The organism is Bordetella flabilis (assembly GCF_001676725.1).
GTDB classification, from domain to species: domain Bacteria; phylum Pseudomonadota; class Gammaproteobacteria; order Burkholderiales; family Burkholderiaceae_B; genus Bordetella_C; species Bordetella_C flabilis.
Genome location: NZ_CP016172.1, coordinates 1,930,101 through 1,947,688 on the forward strand (window position 1 = coordinate 1,930,101; position 17,588 = coordinate 1,947,688).

Annotated in this window: 18 protein-coding genes; 13 read left to right on the forward strand and 5 right to left on the reverse strand. The window is 66.7% G+C overall.

The window, feature by feature from the left end; all coding sequences use genetic code 11:
• The first annotated feature begins 25 nt into the window (after positions 1–25).
• The 9 genes from paaA (at position 26) to paaK (ending at position 8,187) form a co-directional block, all read left to right on the forward strand.
• A complete protein-coding gene (gene paaA, locus BAU07_RS08450; protein WP_066656030.1) occupies positions 26–1,012 on the forward strand; it encodes a 1,2-phenylacetyl-CoA epoxidase subunit PaaA in 987 nt (328 codons plus the stop codon).
• 38 nt (positions 1,013–1,050) lie between these two features.
• Entirely contained in the window at positions 1,051–1,338 is a 288-nt protein-coding gene (gene paaB / locus BAU07_RS08455) for a 1,2-phenylacetyl-CoA epoxidase subunit PaaB (RefSeq protein WP_066656033.1), read from the forward strand.
• Positions 1,339–1,346: 8 nt separating this feature from the next.
• Complete coding sequence (gene paaC / locus BAU07_RS08460) at positions 1,347–2,111, forward strand: 1,2-phenylacetyl-CoA epoxidase subunit PaaC (RefSeq protein ID WP_066656034.1); 765 nt, start codon at positions 1,347–1,349, stop codon at positions 2,109–2,111.
• Positions 2,105–2,635: a 1,2-phenylacetyl-CoA epoxidase subunit PaaD gene (gene paaD / locus BAU07_RS08465; protein WP_066656035.1), complete on the forward strand. Its 531-nt coding sequence runs from the start codon at positions 2,105–2,107 to the stop codon at positions 2,633–2,635. The genes paaC and paaD overlap by 7 nt, the downstream gene beginning before the upstream one ends.
• Positions 2,636–2,644: 9 nt before the next feature.
• The gene (gene paaE / locus BAU07_RS08470; protein ID WP_066656036.1) at positions 2,645–3,730 is read left to right on the forward strand and encodes a 1,2-phenylacetyl-CoA epoxidase subunit PaaE; all 1,086 of its coding nucleotides are present in this window, start codon (positions 2,645–2,647) and stop codon (positions 3,728–3,730) included.
• 37 nt (positions 3,731–3,767) lie between these two features.
• Positions 3,768–5,432 carry a phenylacetic acid degradation protein PaaN gene (paaN, locus tag BAU07_RS08475; protein WP_066656037.1) on the forward strand — a complete coding sequence of 555 codons (1,665 nt, stop codon included), beginning with the start codon at positions 3,768–3,770 and terminating at the stop codon, positions 5,430–5,432.
• Positions 5,433–5,525: 93 nt separating this feature from the next.
• Positions 5,526–6,320, forward strand: a complete 795-nt coding sequence (gene paaG, locus BAU07_RS08480) for a 2-(1,2-epoxy-1,2-dihydrophenyl)acetyl-CoA isomerase PaaG (RefSeq protein WP_066656041.1) — start codon at positions 5,526–5,528, stop codon at positions 6,318–6,320.
• Positions 6,320–6,754, forward strand: coding sequence for a hydroxyphenylacetyl-CoA thioesterase PaaI (gene paaI, locus BAU07_RS08485; RefSeq protein ID WP_066656043.1), 435 nt, complete (start codon positions 6,320–6,322; stop codon positions 6,752–6,754). The genes paaG and paaI overlap by 1 nt, the downstream gene beginning before the upstream one ends.
• A 119-nt stretch (positions 6,755–6,873) precedes the next feature.
• Complete coding sequence (gene paaK / locus BAU07_RS08490) at positions 6,874–8,187, forward strand: phenylacetate--CoA ligase PaaK (protein WP_157122118.1); 1,314 nt, start codon at positions 6,874–6,876, stop codon at positions 8,185–8,187.
• A 126-nt stretch (positions 8,188–8,313) separates the two neighbouring features.
• Here paaK and BAU07_RS08495 read toward each other — a convergent pair whose 3' ends face one another.
• The 4 genes from BAU07_RS08495 to radC form a co-directional block, all read right to left on the reverse strand.
• Positions 8,314–9,735, reverse strand: a complete 1,422-nt coding sequence (locus tag BAU07_RS08495; RefSeq protein ID WP_066656046.1) for an MATE family efflux transporter — start codon at positions 9,733–9,735, stop codon at positions 8,314–8,316.
• Positions 9,732–11,465, reverse strand: coding sequence for an ArnT family glycosyltransferase (locus tag BAU07_RS08500; protein WP_066656048.1), 1,734 nt, complete (start codon positions 11,463–11,465; stop codon positions 9,732–9,734). Before BAU07_RS08500 ends, BAU07_RS08495 begins: the two co-directional genes overlap by 4 nt.
• A gap of 93 nt (positions 11,466–11,558) precedes the next feature.
• A complete protein-coding gene (locus tag BAU07_RS08505; protein ID WP_066656049.1) occupies positions 11,559–11,822 on the reverse strand; it encodes a type B 50S ribosomal protein L31 in 264 nt (87 codons plus the stop codon).
• Positions 11,823–11,941: 119 nt separating this feature from the next.
• Entirely contained in the window at positions 11,942–12,622 is a 681-nt protein-coding gene (gene radC, locus BAU07_RS08510; protein ID WP_066656050.1) for a RadC family protein, read from the reverse strand.
• Between the two features lie 147 nt (positions 12,623–12,769).
• Here radC and BAU07_RS08515 point away from each other — a divergent pair, with 147 nt between their 5' ends.
• The 3 genes from BAU07_RS08515 to maiA are packed head-to-tail and all read left to right on the forward strand — an operon-like array spanning position 12,770 to position 14,908.
• Positions 12,770–13,246, forward strand: a complete 477-nt coding sequence (locus BAU07_RS08515; RefSeq protein WP_066656052.1) for an FKBP-type peptidyl-prolyl cis-trans isomerase — start codon at positions 12,770–12,772, stop codon at positions 13,244–13,246.
• Positions 13,246–14,229: a 4-hydroxy-3-methylbut-2-enyl diphosphate reductase gene (gene ispH / locus BAU07_RS08520; protein WP_066656054.1), complete on the forward strand. Its 984-nt coding sequence runs from the start codon at positions 13,246–13,248 to the stop codon at positions 14,227–14,229. Before BAU07_RS08515 ends, ispH begins: the two co-directional genes overlap by 1 nt.
• Positions 14,230–14,263: 34 nt before the next feature.
• Positions 14,264–14,908 (forward strand): maleylacetoacetate isomerase, encoded by a 645-nt coding sequence (maiA, locus tag BAU07_RS08525; RefSeq protein ID WP_066656060.1) that lies wholly within the window; start codon positions 14,264–14,266, stop codon positions 14,906–14,908.
• Between the two features lie 34 nt (positions 14,909–14,942).
• Here the strand turns inward: maiA and garD are convergent, their stop codons facing one another.
• Positions 14,943–16,496 (reverse strand): galactarate dehydratase, encoded by a 1,554-nt coding sequence (garD, locus tag BAU07_RS08530; RefSeq protein ID WP_066656063.1) that lies wholly within the window; start codon positions 16,494–16,496, stop codon positions 14,943–14,945.
• A 167-nt stretch (positions 16,497–16,663) separates the two neighbouring features.
• Here garD and kdgD point away from each other — a divergent pair, with 167 nt between their 5' ends.
• Positions 16,664–17,578 carry a 5-dehydro-4-deoxyglucarate dehydratase gene (gene kdgD / locus BAU07_RS08535; RefSeq protein ID WP_066656065.1) on the forward strand — a complete coding sequence of 305 codons (915 nt, stop codon included), beginning with the start codon at positions 16,664–16,666 and terminating at the stop codon, positions 17,576–17,578.
• The last annotated feature ends 10 nt before the right edge of the window (positions 17,579–17,588 follow it).

Sequence of the window (17,588 nt, forward strand, 5' to 3'; positions counted from 1 at the left end):
TCGACGCGCCATGGAGGAGACGATCATGGACGCGCAAGCGCTCGACACAGGAATATCGCCGCCGGGTCCCGCGGACGCCGGGCAGGCGGAGCAGGCCTTCCAGCGGCGTATCGATGCCGGCGTGCGCATCGAGCCGCAGGACGATATGCCGGAGGCGTATCGCAAGACGTTGATACGGCAGATCTCGCAGCATGCGCATTCCGAAATCGTCGGCATGCTGCCCGAAGGCAATTGGATTACCCGCGCGCCGACGCTCAAGCGCAAGGCCATCCTGCTCGCGAAGGTGCAGGATGAATGCGGTCACGGGTTGTACCTGTACAGCGCCGCCGAAACCCTGGGCGTGTCGCGCGACGAGATGATCGGCGACCTGCTGCGCGGCAAGGCGAAGTACTCCAGCATCTTCAACTACCCGACACTCAGCTGGGCCGACATCGGCATGATCGGCTGGCTGGTCGACGGCTCCGCGATCATCAACCAGATCCCGCTGTGCCGTTGCTCCTACGGCCCCTACGCGCGCGCCATGGTCCGCATCTGCAAGGAGGAATCCTTCCACCAGCGCCAGGGCTACGATCTGCTCATCCAGATGTGCCGGCATGGCACGCCGGAGCAGAAAGCCATGTGCCAGGATGCGCTGGATCGCTGGTGGTGGCCGGCCCTGATGATGTTCGGGCCGCCCGATGCCGAGTCGACGCATAGCGCGCGCTCGGTGCAATGGCGCATCAAGCTGTTTTCGAACGACGAGCTGCGCCAGAAGATGGTGGACCAGACCGTGCCGCAGGCCGAATACCTGGGGCTGCGCATTCCCGACCCGTCCTTGCGCTGGAACGCGGAGCGCGGTCATTACGACTTTGGCGAGATCGACTGGTCGGAACTGCGCGCGGTCATCGATGGCCACGGACCGTGCAACCGCGATCGCCTGAACGCGCGCGTGCGGGCCCATGAAGAGGGCGCATGGGTGCGCGACGCCATGGTGGCCTACGCCGACAAGCAGCGCCTGCGCAAGGCCGCATGAAACCGGCCGGGCGCTGCCATATCGCAGGAGACACGTCAATGGAACGCAAGGATTGGCCGCTTTGGGAAGTGTTCATACGCAGCCAGCACGGCCTGGCCCACAAGCACGTCGGCAGCCTGCATGCGCCGGATGCCGAAATGGCCATCATGAATGCACGCGACGTCTATACCCGGCGCAATGAAGGCATGAGCATCTGGGTCGTGCCTGCGGCGGACATCGTCGCCAGCGATCCCGCCGACAAGGACGCGCTGTTCGAGCCGGCGCGCGGCAAGGTGTATCGGCATCCGACGTTCTTCCCCATGCCTGACGAAGTCAAGCACCTGTAGGAGGCGCGATGGACCGGTCCCTGTACGACTTCGCGCTGCGCATGGGCGACACCACGCTGGTCCTTGCCCAGCGGCTCTCGGCCTGGTGCGGCCATGGTCCCATCCTGGAAGAAGACCTGGCCCTGACCAATACCGCGCTGGACCTGCTCGGCCAGGCGCGGCTGTGGCTGTCGCTGGCGGGCGAAGTCGAAGGCGCCGGCCGCGACGAGGACAAGCTGGCGTATTTGCGCGATGCGCATGAGTTCCGCAACGTGTTGCTTGTGGAGCGGTCCAACGGCAGCTACGCCGACACGATGGCGCGGCAGTTCTTTTTCGACGCCTGGCACTATTTCCAGCTGCAGGCGCTGGCTGGCTCCACGGAAGCGCGGGTGGCGGACATCGCCGCGAAAGCGGTGAAGGAAGCGGCGTACCACGCGCGCCGGTCCGCCGATATCGTCGTACGGCTCGGCGACGGGACCGAAGAAAGCCACCGCCGCATGCAGGCGGCCATTGACTCCTTGTGGCCGTACACCGGCGAACTGTTCGTCGACGACGACGTCGATGCGGATCTGGCGGCGCGCGGCGTCGCCCCGCTGCCGGCCAGTCTGCGCGAGCCATGGATCACGCATGTGCGCGCGGTGGTGGACGAGGCCACCCTGGCGCTGCCCGCCGAGGACCTGGCACGGCATGCAGCCTATCGGGGTGGCAGGCAGGGCCGGCATACGGAAGCGCTGGGGCCCTTGCTGGCCGAGATGCAATTCCTGCAGCGGGCGTATCCGGGGGCGTCATGGTAGCCGCCGCCATCCCCGGCCGTGCGGCGCCGGTCGGCGCCGGCGACCCGGCGCGTGTCGCACACTGGCTGCACGCCGTGCGCGACCCTGAAGTCCCGGTGCTGTCGGTGATGGACCTCGGCATCGTGCGCGACATCGGCTGGGAGGGCGACATCTGCGTCGTGACGGTGACGCCGACGTACTCGGGCTGCCCCGCCATGCGCGAAATCAGCATGGACATCGAGCGCGTGTTGCGCGCGCATGGCGTACCGAAGGTAATGGTCCGCACGCGCCTGGCGCCGGCCTGGACCACCGACTGGCTCACCGAAAGCGGGCGCCGGGCCCTGCAGGCCTATGGGATCGCGGCGCCGGTGGAGCGCGCCATAGACGTATCGGGCATCGGGCGCCGCGCCGGGCCCCGGGTCCCATGCCCGCGCTGTGGCGCCCATGACACCCGCATGCTGAGCGGTTCCGGCTCGACGGCATGCAAGGCCCTGTACCGTTGCAATGCCTGCCGCGAGCCGTTCGATTACTTCAAGGCCCATTGATCCATCGCCATGTCCAGCCCGTTTCACCCCTTGAAGGTCGCCGACGTATCGCGCGATACCCGCGATGCGGTGGTGCTGACCTTCGACCTGCCGCCCGCGCTGGCGCGGGATTTCGCTTTCCGGCCCGGGCAATACCTGACGCTCCGCACGCGGGTGCAAGGCCAGGAGCTGCGGCGTTCCTATTCCATTTGTTCGTCGCCCGGCGACGGAGTGCTGCGTGTCGCCATCAAGCGCATGGACGACGGCGCGTTCTCCAGTTGGGCCAACCAGGCGATCAAGCCAGGCGACGTGCTGGACGTGATGCCGCCGGACGGCGAATTCACCGTGGACTTCGCGCCGGGCAATGCCCGCCACTACGTGGCGTTCGCCGTGGGGAGCGGCATCACGCCGGTGTATTCGCTGGTCAAGACGGCGCTGGCCACCGAGCCGGACAGCCGCTTCACCCTGTTCTACGGCAACCGCGCCTCGTCGGCGGTGCTGTTCCGCGAAGCGTTGGAAGACCTCAAGAACCGGTATATGTCGCGCTTTTCGCTGGTCTACATCATGAGCCGCGAAACCCAGGACATCGAGTTGTTCAACGGCCGCCTGGATGGGGCCAAGGTGCGCCGGCTCTTGACGCAATGGCTGCCGGCCGAGCACGTCGACCAGGTCTTCCTGTGCGGACCGCAGGGCATGATCGAGGACGTGGTCCCGACCCTGGAAGGGCTGGGCATTCCGCGCGCGCGTATCAAGTTCGAACTGTTCGGCGCGCCGCGCGGCCCCCGCAGCCTGCGTACTGGAGGCCAGACGCGCCAGGCGGCGGGGAAGGCGCAATGCCGTGTCACCGTGATCCAGGATGGCCACAGCCGCAGCTTTACGCTCGACAAGAACCGCGACAGCGTGCTGGACTCGGCGCTCGCGCAAGGTATCGAACTGCCGTATTCCTGCAAGGGCGGCGTCTGTTCCACCTGCCGTTGCAAGGTGGTGGAGGGCGAAGTCGATATGGACGCCAATTTCGCGCTGGAAGACTATGAGGTGGCGCGCGGCTTCGTGCTGAGCTGCCAGAGCTATCCGGTCAGCGATACGCTGGTTTTGGACTTCGACCAGGAAACCTGAGCAGGCACGCCCCCCAACAGAACACAAGGAGACTATCGTGACCGTAGATTTTTTCGCGCGCCACCAGGCTGTCCTGGAAGAAGCCGTGCGCGCGGCGGCCAGCCGCGCATATTGGACGCCTTTTCCCGAGTCGCCCAGCCCACGCAACTATGGCGAAACGGCGAACGAGGAGGGGCGCCGGGCGTTCGAAGCCGTGCTGGGCACGGACTTTCCACTGGACCTGCCCGGCGCGACTCGCATGCCGGGCGACGAGGCGTCGCCCTTCGGCCTCGACCTGAACGTCGCGTATCCGCGCCTGTCTCCAGAACAGGCCGTGGGTGCGGCCGCGCGCGCGCTGGCCGAATGGCGCCGCGCCGGCCCGCAAACCTGGGTCGGTGTATCGCTGGAAATCCTGCATCGTCTCAATCGCGCCAGCTTCGAGCTTGCGTACGCCGTGCAGCACACGAGCGGACAGGGCTTCATGATGGCGTTCCAGGCGGGCGGGCCGCACGCCCAGGACCGCGGCCTGGAGGCCGTCGCGTATGCCTGGAAAGAGATGGCCGGCATACCGCAGCAGGCGCGCTGGGAGAAGCCGCAGGGCAAGCAGGAACCACTGCGCATGGAGAAGCAGTACACCATCGTCCCGCGCGGGGTGGCGCTGGTTATCGGATGCTCCACTTTTCCTACCTGGAACAGCTATCCCGGCCTTTTCGCCAGCCTGGCCACCGGCAATACGGTCATTGTCAAGCCGCATCCGACGGCCATTCTGCCTTTGGCAATTACGGTGCGCATCGCCCGTGAGGTGCTGGCCGAGGCGGGCGTCGATCCGGATGTCGTGCAACTGGCGGTGCACGCCGTCGGGGACGACACCGCCCAGGTACTGGCCACGCATCCGGAGGTACGGATCGTCGACTTCACCGGCGGCAAGGCGAACGGCGAGTGGGTGGAGCAGCACGCACGGCAGGCGCAGGTCTATACCGAGAAGTCCGGCGTGAACGCGGTCATCGTGGACTCGGCCGACGATGTCAAGGCAGTGGCGCGCAACCTGGCGTTCTCGCTCACCCTGTACAGCGGCCAGATGTGTACCGCGCCGCAGAACATCTACGTTCCCAGGGACGGCATCCGCACGGCTCGAGGGCACGTCGGCTTCGACGAGGTGGCAGGAGAAATCGCCGCGGCGCTCGAGAACCTGACGGCGGATGCGGCCAAGGCACCGGAACTGCTGGGTGCCATCCAAAGCCCGGCCACCGAAGCGCGCATCGAGGCCGCTGAGGAACTAGGCTTGCCGGTGCTGGCGCAGAGCCGCCCGCTGGTGCATTCGCAATTCCCGAAAGCCCGCATCCGTACGCCCTTGCTGCTGCGCGCGGAAGCCGGGCATCCGGCCATCCAGCGCGAATGGTTCGGCCCGGTGGCTTTCGTCGTGGCTACCGATTCCACCGCGCACAGCATCGCGCTGGCTGGCGCCGGCGCGCGCACCCACGGCGCCTTGACGCTGTCGGCCTATACCACCGACCAGGCCGTCGCGCAGGCAGTGCGCGAGACCGCGGAGCAAGCGGGCGTGTCGCTGTCGCTGAACCTGACCGGCGGCATTTTCGTCAACCAGTCGGCGGCCTTCAGCGACTTCCACGGTACCGGCGCGAACCCCGCGGCCAACGCGGCATTGTGCGATACGGCCTTCGTGGCGAGCCGTTTTCGCGTCGTGCAGACGCGCTGGCACGTGTAACGTCACGCCTGCGTTGCGCGGTCGTGCCGGCCGCGCGTCCCCGCTTGCCGCGACAGGCATGATCCTTTCCACCGAACCCGGAACGCCCGCATCATGATCCCTTCATATCAGGACATCCGCTTCACCCTCGACGATGGCATCGCCCGCTTGACGTTGAACCGTCCGGACAAGCTGAACAGCTTCACCGCGCGCATGCATGCCGAGGTTGCCCAGGCCCTGGACGAGGTGGAGAGCGGCCAAGCCCGGGTGCTGCTGATTACCGGCGCCGGACGCGGCTTCTGCGCGGGACAGGACCTGAGCGAGCGGCGCCCCACGGCCGGCGCGCCGCCGGTCGACCTGGGCGAGACAGTGGAGAAGTACTACGCCCCGCTGGTGCGGCGCCTGCACGCCTTGCCGCTGCCCGTGCTGGTGGGGGTCAACGGCGTGGCGGCCGGGGCGGGCGCCAATCTGGCGCTCGCCGGTGACATTGTCATCGCCAAGGAGTCGGCCAGTTTCATCGAGGCGTTCTGCCGCCTGGGCTTGATTCCGGACACCGGCGGGACATACGCCCTGCCACGCCTGGTCGGCCACGCGCGCGCCATGGGGCTCGCGCTGCTGGGCGACAAGCTCAGCGCCCGCCAGGCCGAGCAGTGGGGACTGATCTGGCAATGCGTGGCGGACGACGCCTTCGATGCCACGCTGGACCGCCTGTGCCGGCATTTCGCCGCGGCGCCGACCAAGGGCCTGGCCTACACCAAGCGCGCCATGCAGGCCAGCCTGGGCAACAGCCTGGACGAACAGCTGGCCATGGAAGGCGAGATGATGCGCGAACTGGGACGCAGCGAAGACTATGCCGAAGGTGTCGCCGCCTTCCTGGATAAACGTGAACCGCGTTTCAAGGGACGCTGATGAACGACACGGATGCGGATGCCCTGGCGTGGTCCGTGGGGCAGGCCATGTACGCGGCGGACGCCGCCAGCCAGGCGCTGGGCATGCGCGTGCTGGCGGTCGGCCCGGGGCGCGCCACGTTGACCATGCAGGTGCGGGCCGATATGTTGAACGGCCACAGGACCTGTCATGGCGGCCTGATCTTTTCGCTGGCGGACAGCGCGTTCGCTTTCGCATGCAATTCGCGCAATGTCAGCACGGTGGCGTCGGGCTGCACCATCGATTTTCTGGCCCCCGCGCTGGAAGGCGATGTGCTGACGGCCGAGGCGCAGGAGCGCTCCCTGGCCGGCCGCACCGGTGTTTATGACGTGACGGTGTTTAACCAGGACGGGCGTGCGGTCGCGCTGTTTCGCGGACGTTCGTATCGCATCAAGGGGCAGATCGTGGAGGCCTAGCGTGCCAAAGCGGCACGCAGGCAATTGGCTGGCCGCGGGCAAGGGACAGGACAGCAAGGGGTATGAAAATCCGCGAGGCGACCGGCCGGCTGCCTCGATAAAAGGATCACGGAGACAGCATCATGGCCACGCTCAGCAAACCGGGACTGGATCCCATCGAACATGCCAGTCGGGACGAGATCGAGGCGCTGCAGTTGCAACGCTTGAAGTGGACGCTCGCGCACGCCTACGGCAACGTGCCGCATTACCGTCGAGCCTTCGACGCGGCCGGCGTGCATCCGGACGACCTCAAACAGTTGTCCGACCTGGCGCGTTTTCCCTTCACGGTCAAGCAGGACCTGCGCGACAACTATCCTTTCGGCATGTTCGCCGTGCCACGCGATCAGGTGGCGCGCGTGCATGCCTCCAGCGGAACGACGGGCAAGCCGACCGTGGTGGGCTATACCCGCGAGGACCTGGGCAACTGGGCCGGCCTGGTGGCGCGCTCGATCCGCGCCTCGGGTGGCAAGCCGGGCGACATCGTGCACATTGCGTATGGTTATGGCCTGTTCACCGGCGGGCTGGGGGCGCACTACGGCGCCGAGCGCCTGGGGTGCACCGTCATTCCCATGTCCGGCGGGCAGACCGAAAAGCAGGTGCAGCTTATCCAGGACTTCCAGCCGGACATCATCATGGTCACGCCGTCCTACTTCTGCAACATCCTTGAGGAGATGGAACGCCAGGGCCTGGACCCGCGCGCGTCCTCCCTGCGTGTCGGCATCTTCGGCGCCGAACCCTGGACCGGACGCCTGCGCGAAGAACTGGAGGCACGGGGCGGCATCGACGCGGTGGACATCTATGGGCTATCCGAAGTGATGGGCCCGGGCGTGGCCAACGAATGCGTCGAAACCAAGGATGGGCCGGTGATCTGGGAAGACCATTTCTATCCCGAGATCATCGACCCCGACACCGGGCAGCCGGTGCCCGAGGGGCAGGCGGGCGAGCTTGTGTTCACTTCCCTGACCAAGCAGGCCATGCCGGTCATCCGCTATCGCACGCGCGACCTGACCTGCCTGCTTCCCCCGACCGCGCGCAGCATGCGCCGCATGGGCAAGATCACCGGCCGCAGTGACGATATGCTGATCGTGCGCGGGGTCAACCTGTTTCCGACCCAGGTGGAGGAACTTGTCCTCAAGACAGGCCGGCTGGCGCCGCACTATCAGCTTGTCTTGACCCGCAGCGGCGCGCTGGACGAGCTGGAAATACTGGCCGAACCGCGACCGGAGCTCGACGGGATGCCGGAGGGCGAACGTGCGGCGCTGGGCGCGCAACTGGCCCATGCCATCAAGGCGCACATCGGCGTGAATGCGTCGGTCCGCGTGCTGGAATGCGGGGCAGTGGAACGTACCTTGACGGGGAAGGCCCGCCGTGTCGTCGACAGGCGGCCGAAGTAGGGCGCATGTCCGTTGCAGGGACACCGCCGGGGCGCCCCGCAAGCCCACGCTACGGATCTGCGCGAGACCCCCGAGGCACCGGCCGGCCGGTGCGGCATGGTTGGTCGCGGTTCCAGGATGGCGGCTTTAGCGGGGCACGGGTGAGCCGGCGATCCGCCCGCGCCGCGCGATGCGCTGATACCAGGCGTGCAGCAATAGTGCGGAAATGCTCAGGCCGACGACGGCCATGAGCCACATGGTGCCCGCCCCCACTGGCGACCCAGGCAGCAGCCATTCGCGCAGCCCGTCCAACCGCCCGGCCTGCGGGCCGAATCCAAGCCACCAGCCGCCGCCCAGGCCGATGACGCCCAGGGCGAGCACCTGCATGAGCAGCGGCACGACGGCGACTTTGTAGGCGCGCAGCAGGTAGGAGTTGATGCACTGCATCGCGTCGCACAGGTGGAACAGCGGGATGATCTGCAGCAGCGTGGCCGCGACGGCGGCGACCTCGGCATTGTCGGTATAGGCTTCCAGGATAAGCGGCCGGCCGGTCCACAGTACCAGCGCCGTCAACACCGCGCCGCCCAGTCCGACGGTCAGGCCCGCCAGGCCGGTACGGTAGGCCAACGTCATCTGTCCCGCGCCGATCGCCTGCGCCGCCAGCGCGGCGCTGGCCACGCCGATCGCCATCGGCATCATGTAGCACAGCGCCGCCAGGTTCGACATGATCTGATGGCCGCCCGTCACATACGTGCCCTCGCGCGCCACCAGCAGCGCCATGAACGTGAAGGCGCAGACTTCCACCAGGTAAGAGCCGCCCATGGGCAGTCCCAGCCGCAGCAGTTCCTTCTGGGCGGTCCAGTCCGGGCGGCCGATGCGCAGGTTGAACCGCCTGTAGAAGCGGTCGCGCGTGATGATCCAAAGGCCGGCCCCCAGGCTCATCCAGGATACCAGCGCGGACGAGAGACCCGCCCCCGTCGCTCCCAGCGCCGGCAGCCCGAACTTGCCGTAGATCAGCACCCAGTTGAACAAGGCCTTGAACAGCACCGCCGCCAGGTTGATTCCCATGACCAGCTTGGGCCGCGATACTGCCGTGCCGAGCGAGTAGATGGTGCGGAACACCAGCGAAGCGGGCAGGGCGATGGTCAAGGCCTGCAGATAGCTGGCGACCCGGGCGCGCACATCCGGCGCCACATTGCCCGACATGGATAACCACAGGTCGGGAAACAGCATGAGCGCGCCGCCTACAACGGACAGCGCGATGGCCAGCCACACGCCCTGGCCCCACATTGATCCCACCGCAGAGTGGCGGCCAGCGCCGTAATGCTGCGCCAGGATGGGAATCAACGCGTGTATGACCCCCATCAGCCCGACGAACACGGTGATGTACACGGACGCGGACAGCGCCATGGCCGCCAGGTCGTCCGGACTGGCGTGGCCGGTCATGGCGGTGTCCAGCACGCCGAAGGCGATGCCGGCCCATTGGCTGATGAGCACCGGCCAGGCCTGGCGGACAATGGCACGCAGGGCGGCGCGGAAAGGCGCCGCCGTCGATAGTGCGATTGTCATCGTGGCCCCGCGGGCACTCGCAGCAGGCGGAATACCTCGGTGCGGTCGGAAAGGCGTCCGCCCTGCCACAGGACGTCCGCGCCATCGCTATACGCCGCCGTGCCGTCGCGCAGACTGCTGCGCGTGGTCTGCTGCAGGATCAGCGTGCAACGGTTGTCGTAGGGGAAGCTCAGGTTGTCGAAGACCAGGAAAGAGGCGCGCTGCCCGTTACCCAGCCCCAGGCCGCGTACGCATTCACCCGGGCGCACATTGCGCGCCAGCGCGGCGGCCAGTTCGCCCGATACCTGGCGATAGCTGCGGGCATAGTCGACCGGCGGCTGCCACAGCAGTACCAGCAGTATCCACGTGGCGGCCAGGCCCGCTGCCGACATGACCGTACCGCGCCACAGCGCGGTGGGACGCACGCGCAGGCGCCAGACCACCAGCACGACCCATCCCGCGCTGACCAGCAGGGCCAGGATCACCGCGATCCACCCGATCTCCGGGACATAGCCCGTGGTCTGGCGCTGGATGTTGTGCGCGATCTTCGCGGGGAATCCGAAATTCAGCGCGACCCAGCCCAGCCACACGGTAGCGGCCGTCAACGAAAAGCACATCACCGCGAACCAGTCCAGCGTATTGACCACGGCACGGCGCAGCGTGGGCAGCGAAAAGGCCGCCAGGCAGGCGCAGGGCAGCGCCAGCAGGATGAATTCCGCTTCCGAAGGTTCGTCGGTGAAGACGAGCAGCAGGAGAGGGCAGGCCAGGATGGCCAGCGGCAACCAGACGTGCGGCGCATAGCGCCATGCGCGCCAGCGCCACAGCGCCACCAGCGCCAGCGGCCAGGTCGGCCACAGATACCAGGGCAGGTCGCGCAAGGTACGCAGCAGGTCTCCCAGCTCCGGCCAGGCATAGTTGTCCAGGTTCCATAGCTTCCAGTTGCGTACCCAGTATTCGCTGGTGTACGTCGCCGGTATCCACCACGCCAGCATGATGGCCGCGCACAGCACGGCAGACAGCGCCAGCCAGCGCCGCTGCACCCACAGGCCGCTCCTGGGATGGAAGGCCAGCACGCTGCCGAGCATGATGGGCAAGGCGCCCACCCAGCCGCGCGTCAGGAATGCCGCCGCCAGGGCCAGGCCCAGGCAGATGGCGCCCACGCGCGGGCGGTCCAGCATGCGCGCCAGCGAATAGAAGGCGAAGGACTGCGCGGCCATGATGGCCGGGATCTCCGAAGTCTCATGCACGCGCTGCAGGATGCCGACGGTGGCCAACAGCAGCAGCAGCGCGGCGTCCGCCAGCATGCGGCCGTAGTCCCGCACGGTAGGTTCGCCGCCGAAGGGCAGGGCCAGCGGCTGGGCTTCCGGGCGCCTGCCCAGCAGGTAGGTGCCATACCACAGGCAGGAAGTGGTCGCGGCGAACCAGAGCAGGTTCGGCAAGCGGCCCGCGGAGATTTCTCCGATGAGAGGCCCGAACAGCCATATCGACGCCGCGCCCACCCAGGTGATCAGCGGACCTTCCTCGGCATGCGCCAGGTGTCCGACCTGGGGTAGCAGCCATGTGTGGCCGCCGTCGCGCAACGCGGTAAACATGGTGGCCAGCCCGACCACGTCGTCCGTTTTCCACGGATCGCGCATGAACAGCCCGAATACGATGTACGCAAGGGCAAGCCCCAGCAACGCGAGACGGGGCAGCTTGACGGTGGCTGGAGCAGTCAGCCGCGCGGGAGTGGTGCGGGATATAGGGGACACGAGACGTACTGTACCGGATTGGCGGGCGGGCGGCGCTGAACGAAAAAAGCAGCCCGTAGGCTGCTTTTTTCTACGCTTGCGTACGGTCGTAGATCAAGCCGACTTGGCCGCGCCGGTGGTGCGCGCGAAGCGGGCGCGGAATTTTTCCACGCGGCCGGTTTCGACGATGCGGGTTTGCGCGCCGGTGTAGAAGGGGTGCGACTGGGACGTCACGTCGCACTTGAACAGCGGGTAGGTCTTGCCGTCCAGGTCGATGGTTTCACGCGTGTTGACGGTGGAACCGATCAGGAATTTGTCGCCCGTCTGGACGTCCATGAATACCACTTCGCGGTATTCGGGGTGGGTATTCTGCTTCATGGCTTTTCCTAGAAATGCGGGTCGCCAGCCGATCATCAGTGCTCGATCGCGCCACGTATCCAAAAAGTAACTCGGCATTCTAGCGCAGCCGATGCGCGGTTGGCAAGGGCCGCCTCCCCTTACAGTTGCCCGCGTTCCGACATGGAAATCGCCTCGCCCCCGGCTACGATCAGGTGGTCCAGCAGCCTGACATCGACGAGGGCCAGGGCCTGCCGCAGGTGCCGGGTGAGCCGCTGGTCGGCTTCGCTGGGCTGCGCCTGGCCCGAAGGATGGTTGTGCGCCAGGATGAGCGCCGCCGCATGGTGGCGCAGCGCGTCACGCACGACCTCGCGCGGATAGACCGAGGCTTGCGACAAGGTGCCGCGCGCGACCTCCCCGGTGGCGATCAGGCGCAGGCGGCTGTCCAGGAACAAGGCGACGCAGTGCTCGATCTCGCGGTGGCCGAGCAGCGCCAGGCAATACTGCTTGACGCTAGCGGGGTGGTCCAGTGCGCATTCCCGCGCCAGTTCCTCCCGCATGGCGCGCCGCGCCAGTTCCAGGACGCTGAGCAGCTGGCAAACCTTGGCCATGCCCAGGCCGGGGACGCTCGACAGGGCAGGAGGCTCGGCCGACAGGAGGCCCCGCAAGCCGCCGAAGCGGGACAGGACCTCGCCGGCCAGCGCGACAACCGGCCGTCCTGGCGTACCGGTACGCAGCACGATCGCCAGCAACTCGGCATCGGTCAGCACCGCCGGGCCATGGCGCAACAGGCGCTCGCGCGGCCGTTCATCGGCCGCAAGAGGGGATAAGGGTGGGAACATATGGGCTCCTGCCGCGCGAAAAACGCGGGGTACGCATGGGACTAAAATGGGGGATTCGCATCAGGGCAATGCGGCCGCCGGTACCCGACGATCCGAACCCCTCGCTTAATCGCCGCCATTCCAGGCGGCCTCTTACGGTGGCATAACTTGAGCACCGCTACGTCTAGCACGCACGCTTTTGTCCGTCCGGATTCCTACCTGACGTTGCACTACCGCATCCTCCTGGCCTCGGGTCCCGGGGCCGGGTCGGTCTTCGCGGATACCTTCACGGGCCGTCCCGCCACCCTGCAACTGGGGTCCGGGCAATGGGCGCCTGGCATGGAAGCGGCCCTGCTGGGGCAGGCCGAAGGCAGTGCCTTCAGCGTCACGCTGCCGCCGGCACAAGCCTACGGGGACCGCAATCCCGACCTGATCCAGCGCGTGAGCCGCGCCATGCTGGCGCAGCACGCCGGCGCGGACGCCAGTTTCGATCCGGGCGACCTGGTCGAATTCCAGGCGCCCAACGGCGGTCGCTACTCGGGTGTCCTGAAATCCCTGGACGATGACGGCGCGCTGTTCGACTTCAATCATCCCCTGGCCGGCACGGCTTTGCAGCTGGACGTCCAGATCCTGGGGGTACTGTAATGAGCCATGCCGTCACCAAGCCGAATGCCGAGGTGCTGCTGGCGCAGCCACGCGGCTTCTGTGCCGGGGTCGACCGCGCCATCGACATCGTCGAACGCGCGCTGGAATTGCACGGCGCGCCGATCTACGTGCGCCACGAGATCGTGCATAACCGCTATGTGGTCGAAGACCTGCGCGCCAAGGGAGCGGTCTTCATCGACGAGCTGGATGACGCGCCCAAGGGCGCCATCGTGGTGTTTTCCGCGCATGGCGTCTCCAAGGCCGTGCGCGCGGAAGCCGAGTCCCGCGGCCTGCAGGTCTTCGACGCGACCTGCCCGCTGGTGACCAAGGTCCATGTCGAAGTCGCTCGCATGCGCGCTGCCGGACGCGAGATCGTAATGATCGGCCACAAGGGCCATCCGGAAGTCGAAGGCACGCTGGGCCAGGCGAAGGAAGGCATGTACCTGGTGGAGACCGTCGAAGACGTCCAGGCCCTGCGCGTGCGCGATCCGGAGCAGTTGGCCTTCGTGACGCAGACCACGCTGTCGGTGGACGACGCGGCGGCGGTGGCGGCGGCGTTGAAGGAGCGGTTCCCCACCATCGTGGAACCACGCAAAAGCGATATCTGCTACGCGACGCAGAACCGCCAGGATGCCGTCAAGATATTGGCGCCCCAGTGCGACCTGGTCCTGGTGGTGGGCAGTCCCAACAGCTCCAATTCGAACCGGCTGCGTGAGGTCGCCGAGCGCAAAGGCGTGACTGCCTATCTGATCGACAGCGCCGAGGCCATCGAACCGGCGTGGCTGGAAGGCCGGGCCCGGATCGGCATCAGCGCCGGCGCGTCGGCGCCGGAAATCCTGGTGCAGCGGGTGATCGACCGCGTCAAGGCGCTGGGCGCGGTGTCCGTGCGCACCATGCCGGGCCTGGAAGAAAACGTCGCTTTTCCCCTGCCCAAAGGCTTGTCCCGCAAGACTGCCGATACCACGCAAGCGCCGGCGCCCTAGGACCAGCCCAGGGCGCACCAGCCCAGGAGGCCGCATGCAGCTGTACAGCTACTTCCGCAGTTCCGCCGCCTACCGCGTGCGGATCGCGCTGAACCTGAAAGGTCTGCCGTATGACACCAGGCCCGTGCATCTGTTGAAGGACGGCGGGCAGCACTTCCTGCCCGACTACACGCGGCTGAATCCCCTGGCGCTCATCCCGACGCTGGTGGACGGGCCCGCCGTGCTCACGCAATCCCTCGCCATCATCGAGTACCTGGAAGAAACGCATCCGATACCGCCGCTGCTCCCGGCCACGCCCATTGCACGAGCCCGGGTCCGCGCGCTCGCATTGAGCATCGCCTGCGACATCCATCCCTTGAACAACCTGCGAGTGCTGCGCTACCTGAAGCGAGAGCTCGACATACCGGACGAGGCTCGCGATACCTGGTACCGGCATTGGATACAGACCGGCCTGCTGGCGCTGGAAAAGATGCTGGCCGCTTCCCCGGAAACCGGCACGTATTGCCATGGCGGAACGCCGTCGCTGGCCGATATCTGCCTAGTGCCACAACTGTTCAACGCGCGACGATTGAAGTGCGACCTGGACGCCATGCCGACCCTTGTCCGCATCGATGCCGCCTGCCGCGCTTTGCCGGCCTTCGAGCACGCCGCGCCGGAGAACCAGCCCGACGCCGAATAACGCCGAGGCGGCGCCGCGGGCGGGCCGCCCCGCTTCAGGTCACCGGCGCGGGGTTGAACAGCGCCAGTGCGTTATGCAGGCGCAACGCTTCGGCGCGACTTTTGCGGCGACCGCTGGCGATGTCCAACATCATGTGGAACAGTTCCCAACCGACATCGGCAATGCTGGCCTCGCCGGTGGCGATGCGGCCGGCGTTCACGTCCATCAGGTCATGCCAGCGCCGTGCCAGGTCGTTGCGTGTGGCGACCTTGATGACCGGGACTTCGGCCAAGCCATACGGCGTGCCGCGTCCCGTCGTGAAGACGTGCAGGTTCATTCCGGCGGCCAGCTGCAAGGTTCCGCAAATGAAATCGCTCGCGGGCGTGGCGGTATAGACCAGGCCCTTGGTGGCGAGCTTTTCGCCCGGCGCCACGACGCCGGAGATGGCCGAGCGGCCGGATTTCGCGATGGAGCCCATGGCCTTTTCGACAATGTTCGACAGGCCGCCTTTCTTGTTGCCGGGCGAGGTGTTGGCGCTGCGGTCCGCATTGCCGCGTGCCAGATAGGCGTCATACCACGCCATTTCGCGTATCAGGGCCTGCGCCACTTCAGGCGTGGCGGCGCGGGCCGTCAGTTGCGCAATGCCGTCGCGCACTTCGGTGTTTTCCGAAAACATCACGGTGGCTCCTGCGCGCACAAGCAGGTCGCTGGCATAACCGACCGCCGGGTTGGCGGTGATGCCGGAAAACGCGTCGCTGCCGCCGCACTGCACACCGACCACCAGGTCCGCCACGGGGCACTCGACGCGGCGCCGCGCGTCCAGGACGGCAAGGTGGCGCTCCGCCGTCGCCATGATGGCGTCGACCATCGACTCGAAACCGACGTGCGCCTCGTCCTGCAAGGTGACGAGGTCGACGCGGTTGGTGCCGTTCCGGACAGGAATGCTGCCTGGCGGCATCAGGCGATCGGGCTGCAGCTTTTCACAGCCCAGGCTGACCATCATGGCGGTGCCGCCGAAGTTTGGATTGCGCGCGATATTGCGCAGCGTGCGGATAGGGATGACGGCGTCCGGCGCGTCGATGGCGACGCCGCAGCCGTAGGTGTGTTCCAGGCCCACGACATCGTCCACATTGGGATAGCGGGGCAGCAGTTCCGCGCGTATCCGCCGTACCGCATGTTCGACCACGCCGGACACGCATTGCACCGTGGTCGTGATGGCCAGGATGTTGCGCGTGCCGACCGAGCCGTCGGCATTTCGATACCCCATGAAGGTATAGCCCTCCAGCGGTTCGGCCTGGGCCGGCACGCGCGTGGAGATGGGCAGTTGGTCCAGCGCCGGTGGCGCGGGCAGCGTGGTCACGCGTTCGTTCACCCAGCTGCCGCGGGGCAGGGCACAGGCCGCATAGCCTATGGTCACGCCATAACGCACGATGGCGTCGCCTTCCGCCAGATCCCGCAGCGCCACCTTGTGTCCTTGCGGGACATGCTCGCGCAGGACCAGGCCATCGGGGAAAACGGCCGCGGCGGGCAGGCCGCCGTCGTTGACCACGATGGCGACGTTGTCGTCGTCATGGATGCGGATATAGAGAGGGGGCTGCGGCTCGGACATGGTAGGGGCATGGACGTTGAAACGTTCGCCATCGTACCCCCGCGGCGGCAACTTGTCAGCCAAGTTATTGATGTGTGTGGGTAGTGTCCTTACAAGAAAAGCTTTGGCACGTGGCTCTATACGTTGTACGATAACGTATAACTTCCAACGCCCAACTCTCCGCCGCCATGACTACACCGCTAGAACTCAAGCAAATCATTTCCGAAGGCCTGCTTTCCTTCCCCGTCACCGATTTCGACGAACAGGGCGATTTCCGCCCCAAGACCTATATCGAACGCCTGGAATGGCTGGCGCCGTATGGCGCGAGCGCCCTCTTCGCCGCTGGCGGCACGGGCGAATATTTCTCCCTGGCGCCAGCCGAATATGCGGAAGTCATCAAGACGGCGGTGCAGACCTGCGCGGGCAAGGTGCCCATTCTTGCTGGCGCCGGCGGACCGACACGCACGGCGATCGCCTATGCCCAGGAAGCGGAGCGCCTGGGCGCGAAAGGGATCCTGTTGCTGCCCCATTACCTGACCGAGGCCAGCCAGGACGGAATTGCCGACCATGTCGAGCAGGTATGCAAGGCCCTGAAGATAGGCGTCATCGTCTACAACCGCGCCAATTCCCGCCTGGGACCCGACCACCTGCGCCGCGTCGCGGAACGCTGCCCCAACCTGATTGGTTTCAAGGACGGCGTGGGCGATATCGAGAACATGGTGCGCGTGCGGCGCGCCATGGGCGACCGCTTTGCGTACCTGGGTGGTCTGCCGACCGCGGAAGTCTATGCGGCCGCGTACAAGGCGCTGGGCGTACCTGTCTATTCATCGGCGGTCTTCAATTTCATTCCGAAGACTGCGATGCAGTTCTATCGCGCGGTCGCTGCGGATGACCACGCGACCGTAGGCAAGCTGCTCGACGAATTCTTCCTGCCTTATCTGGAAATCCGCAATCGTCGCGCCGGCTATGCCGTCAGCATCGTCAAGGCCGGGGCCCGCCTGGTCGGCCGCGACGCCGGCCCGGTGCGCGCACCTTTGACCGACTTGACGGCGGAAGAGGCGGATCGTCTCGACGCCTTGATCCGCAAGCTGGGCGCCCAGTAAGCCTCGCCCC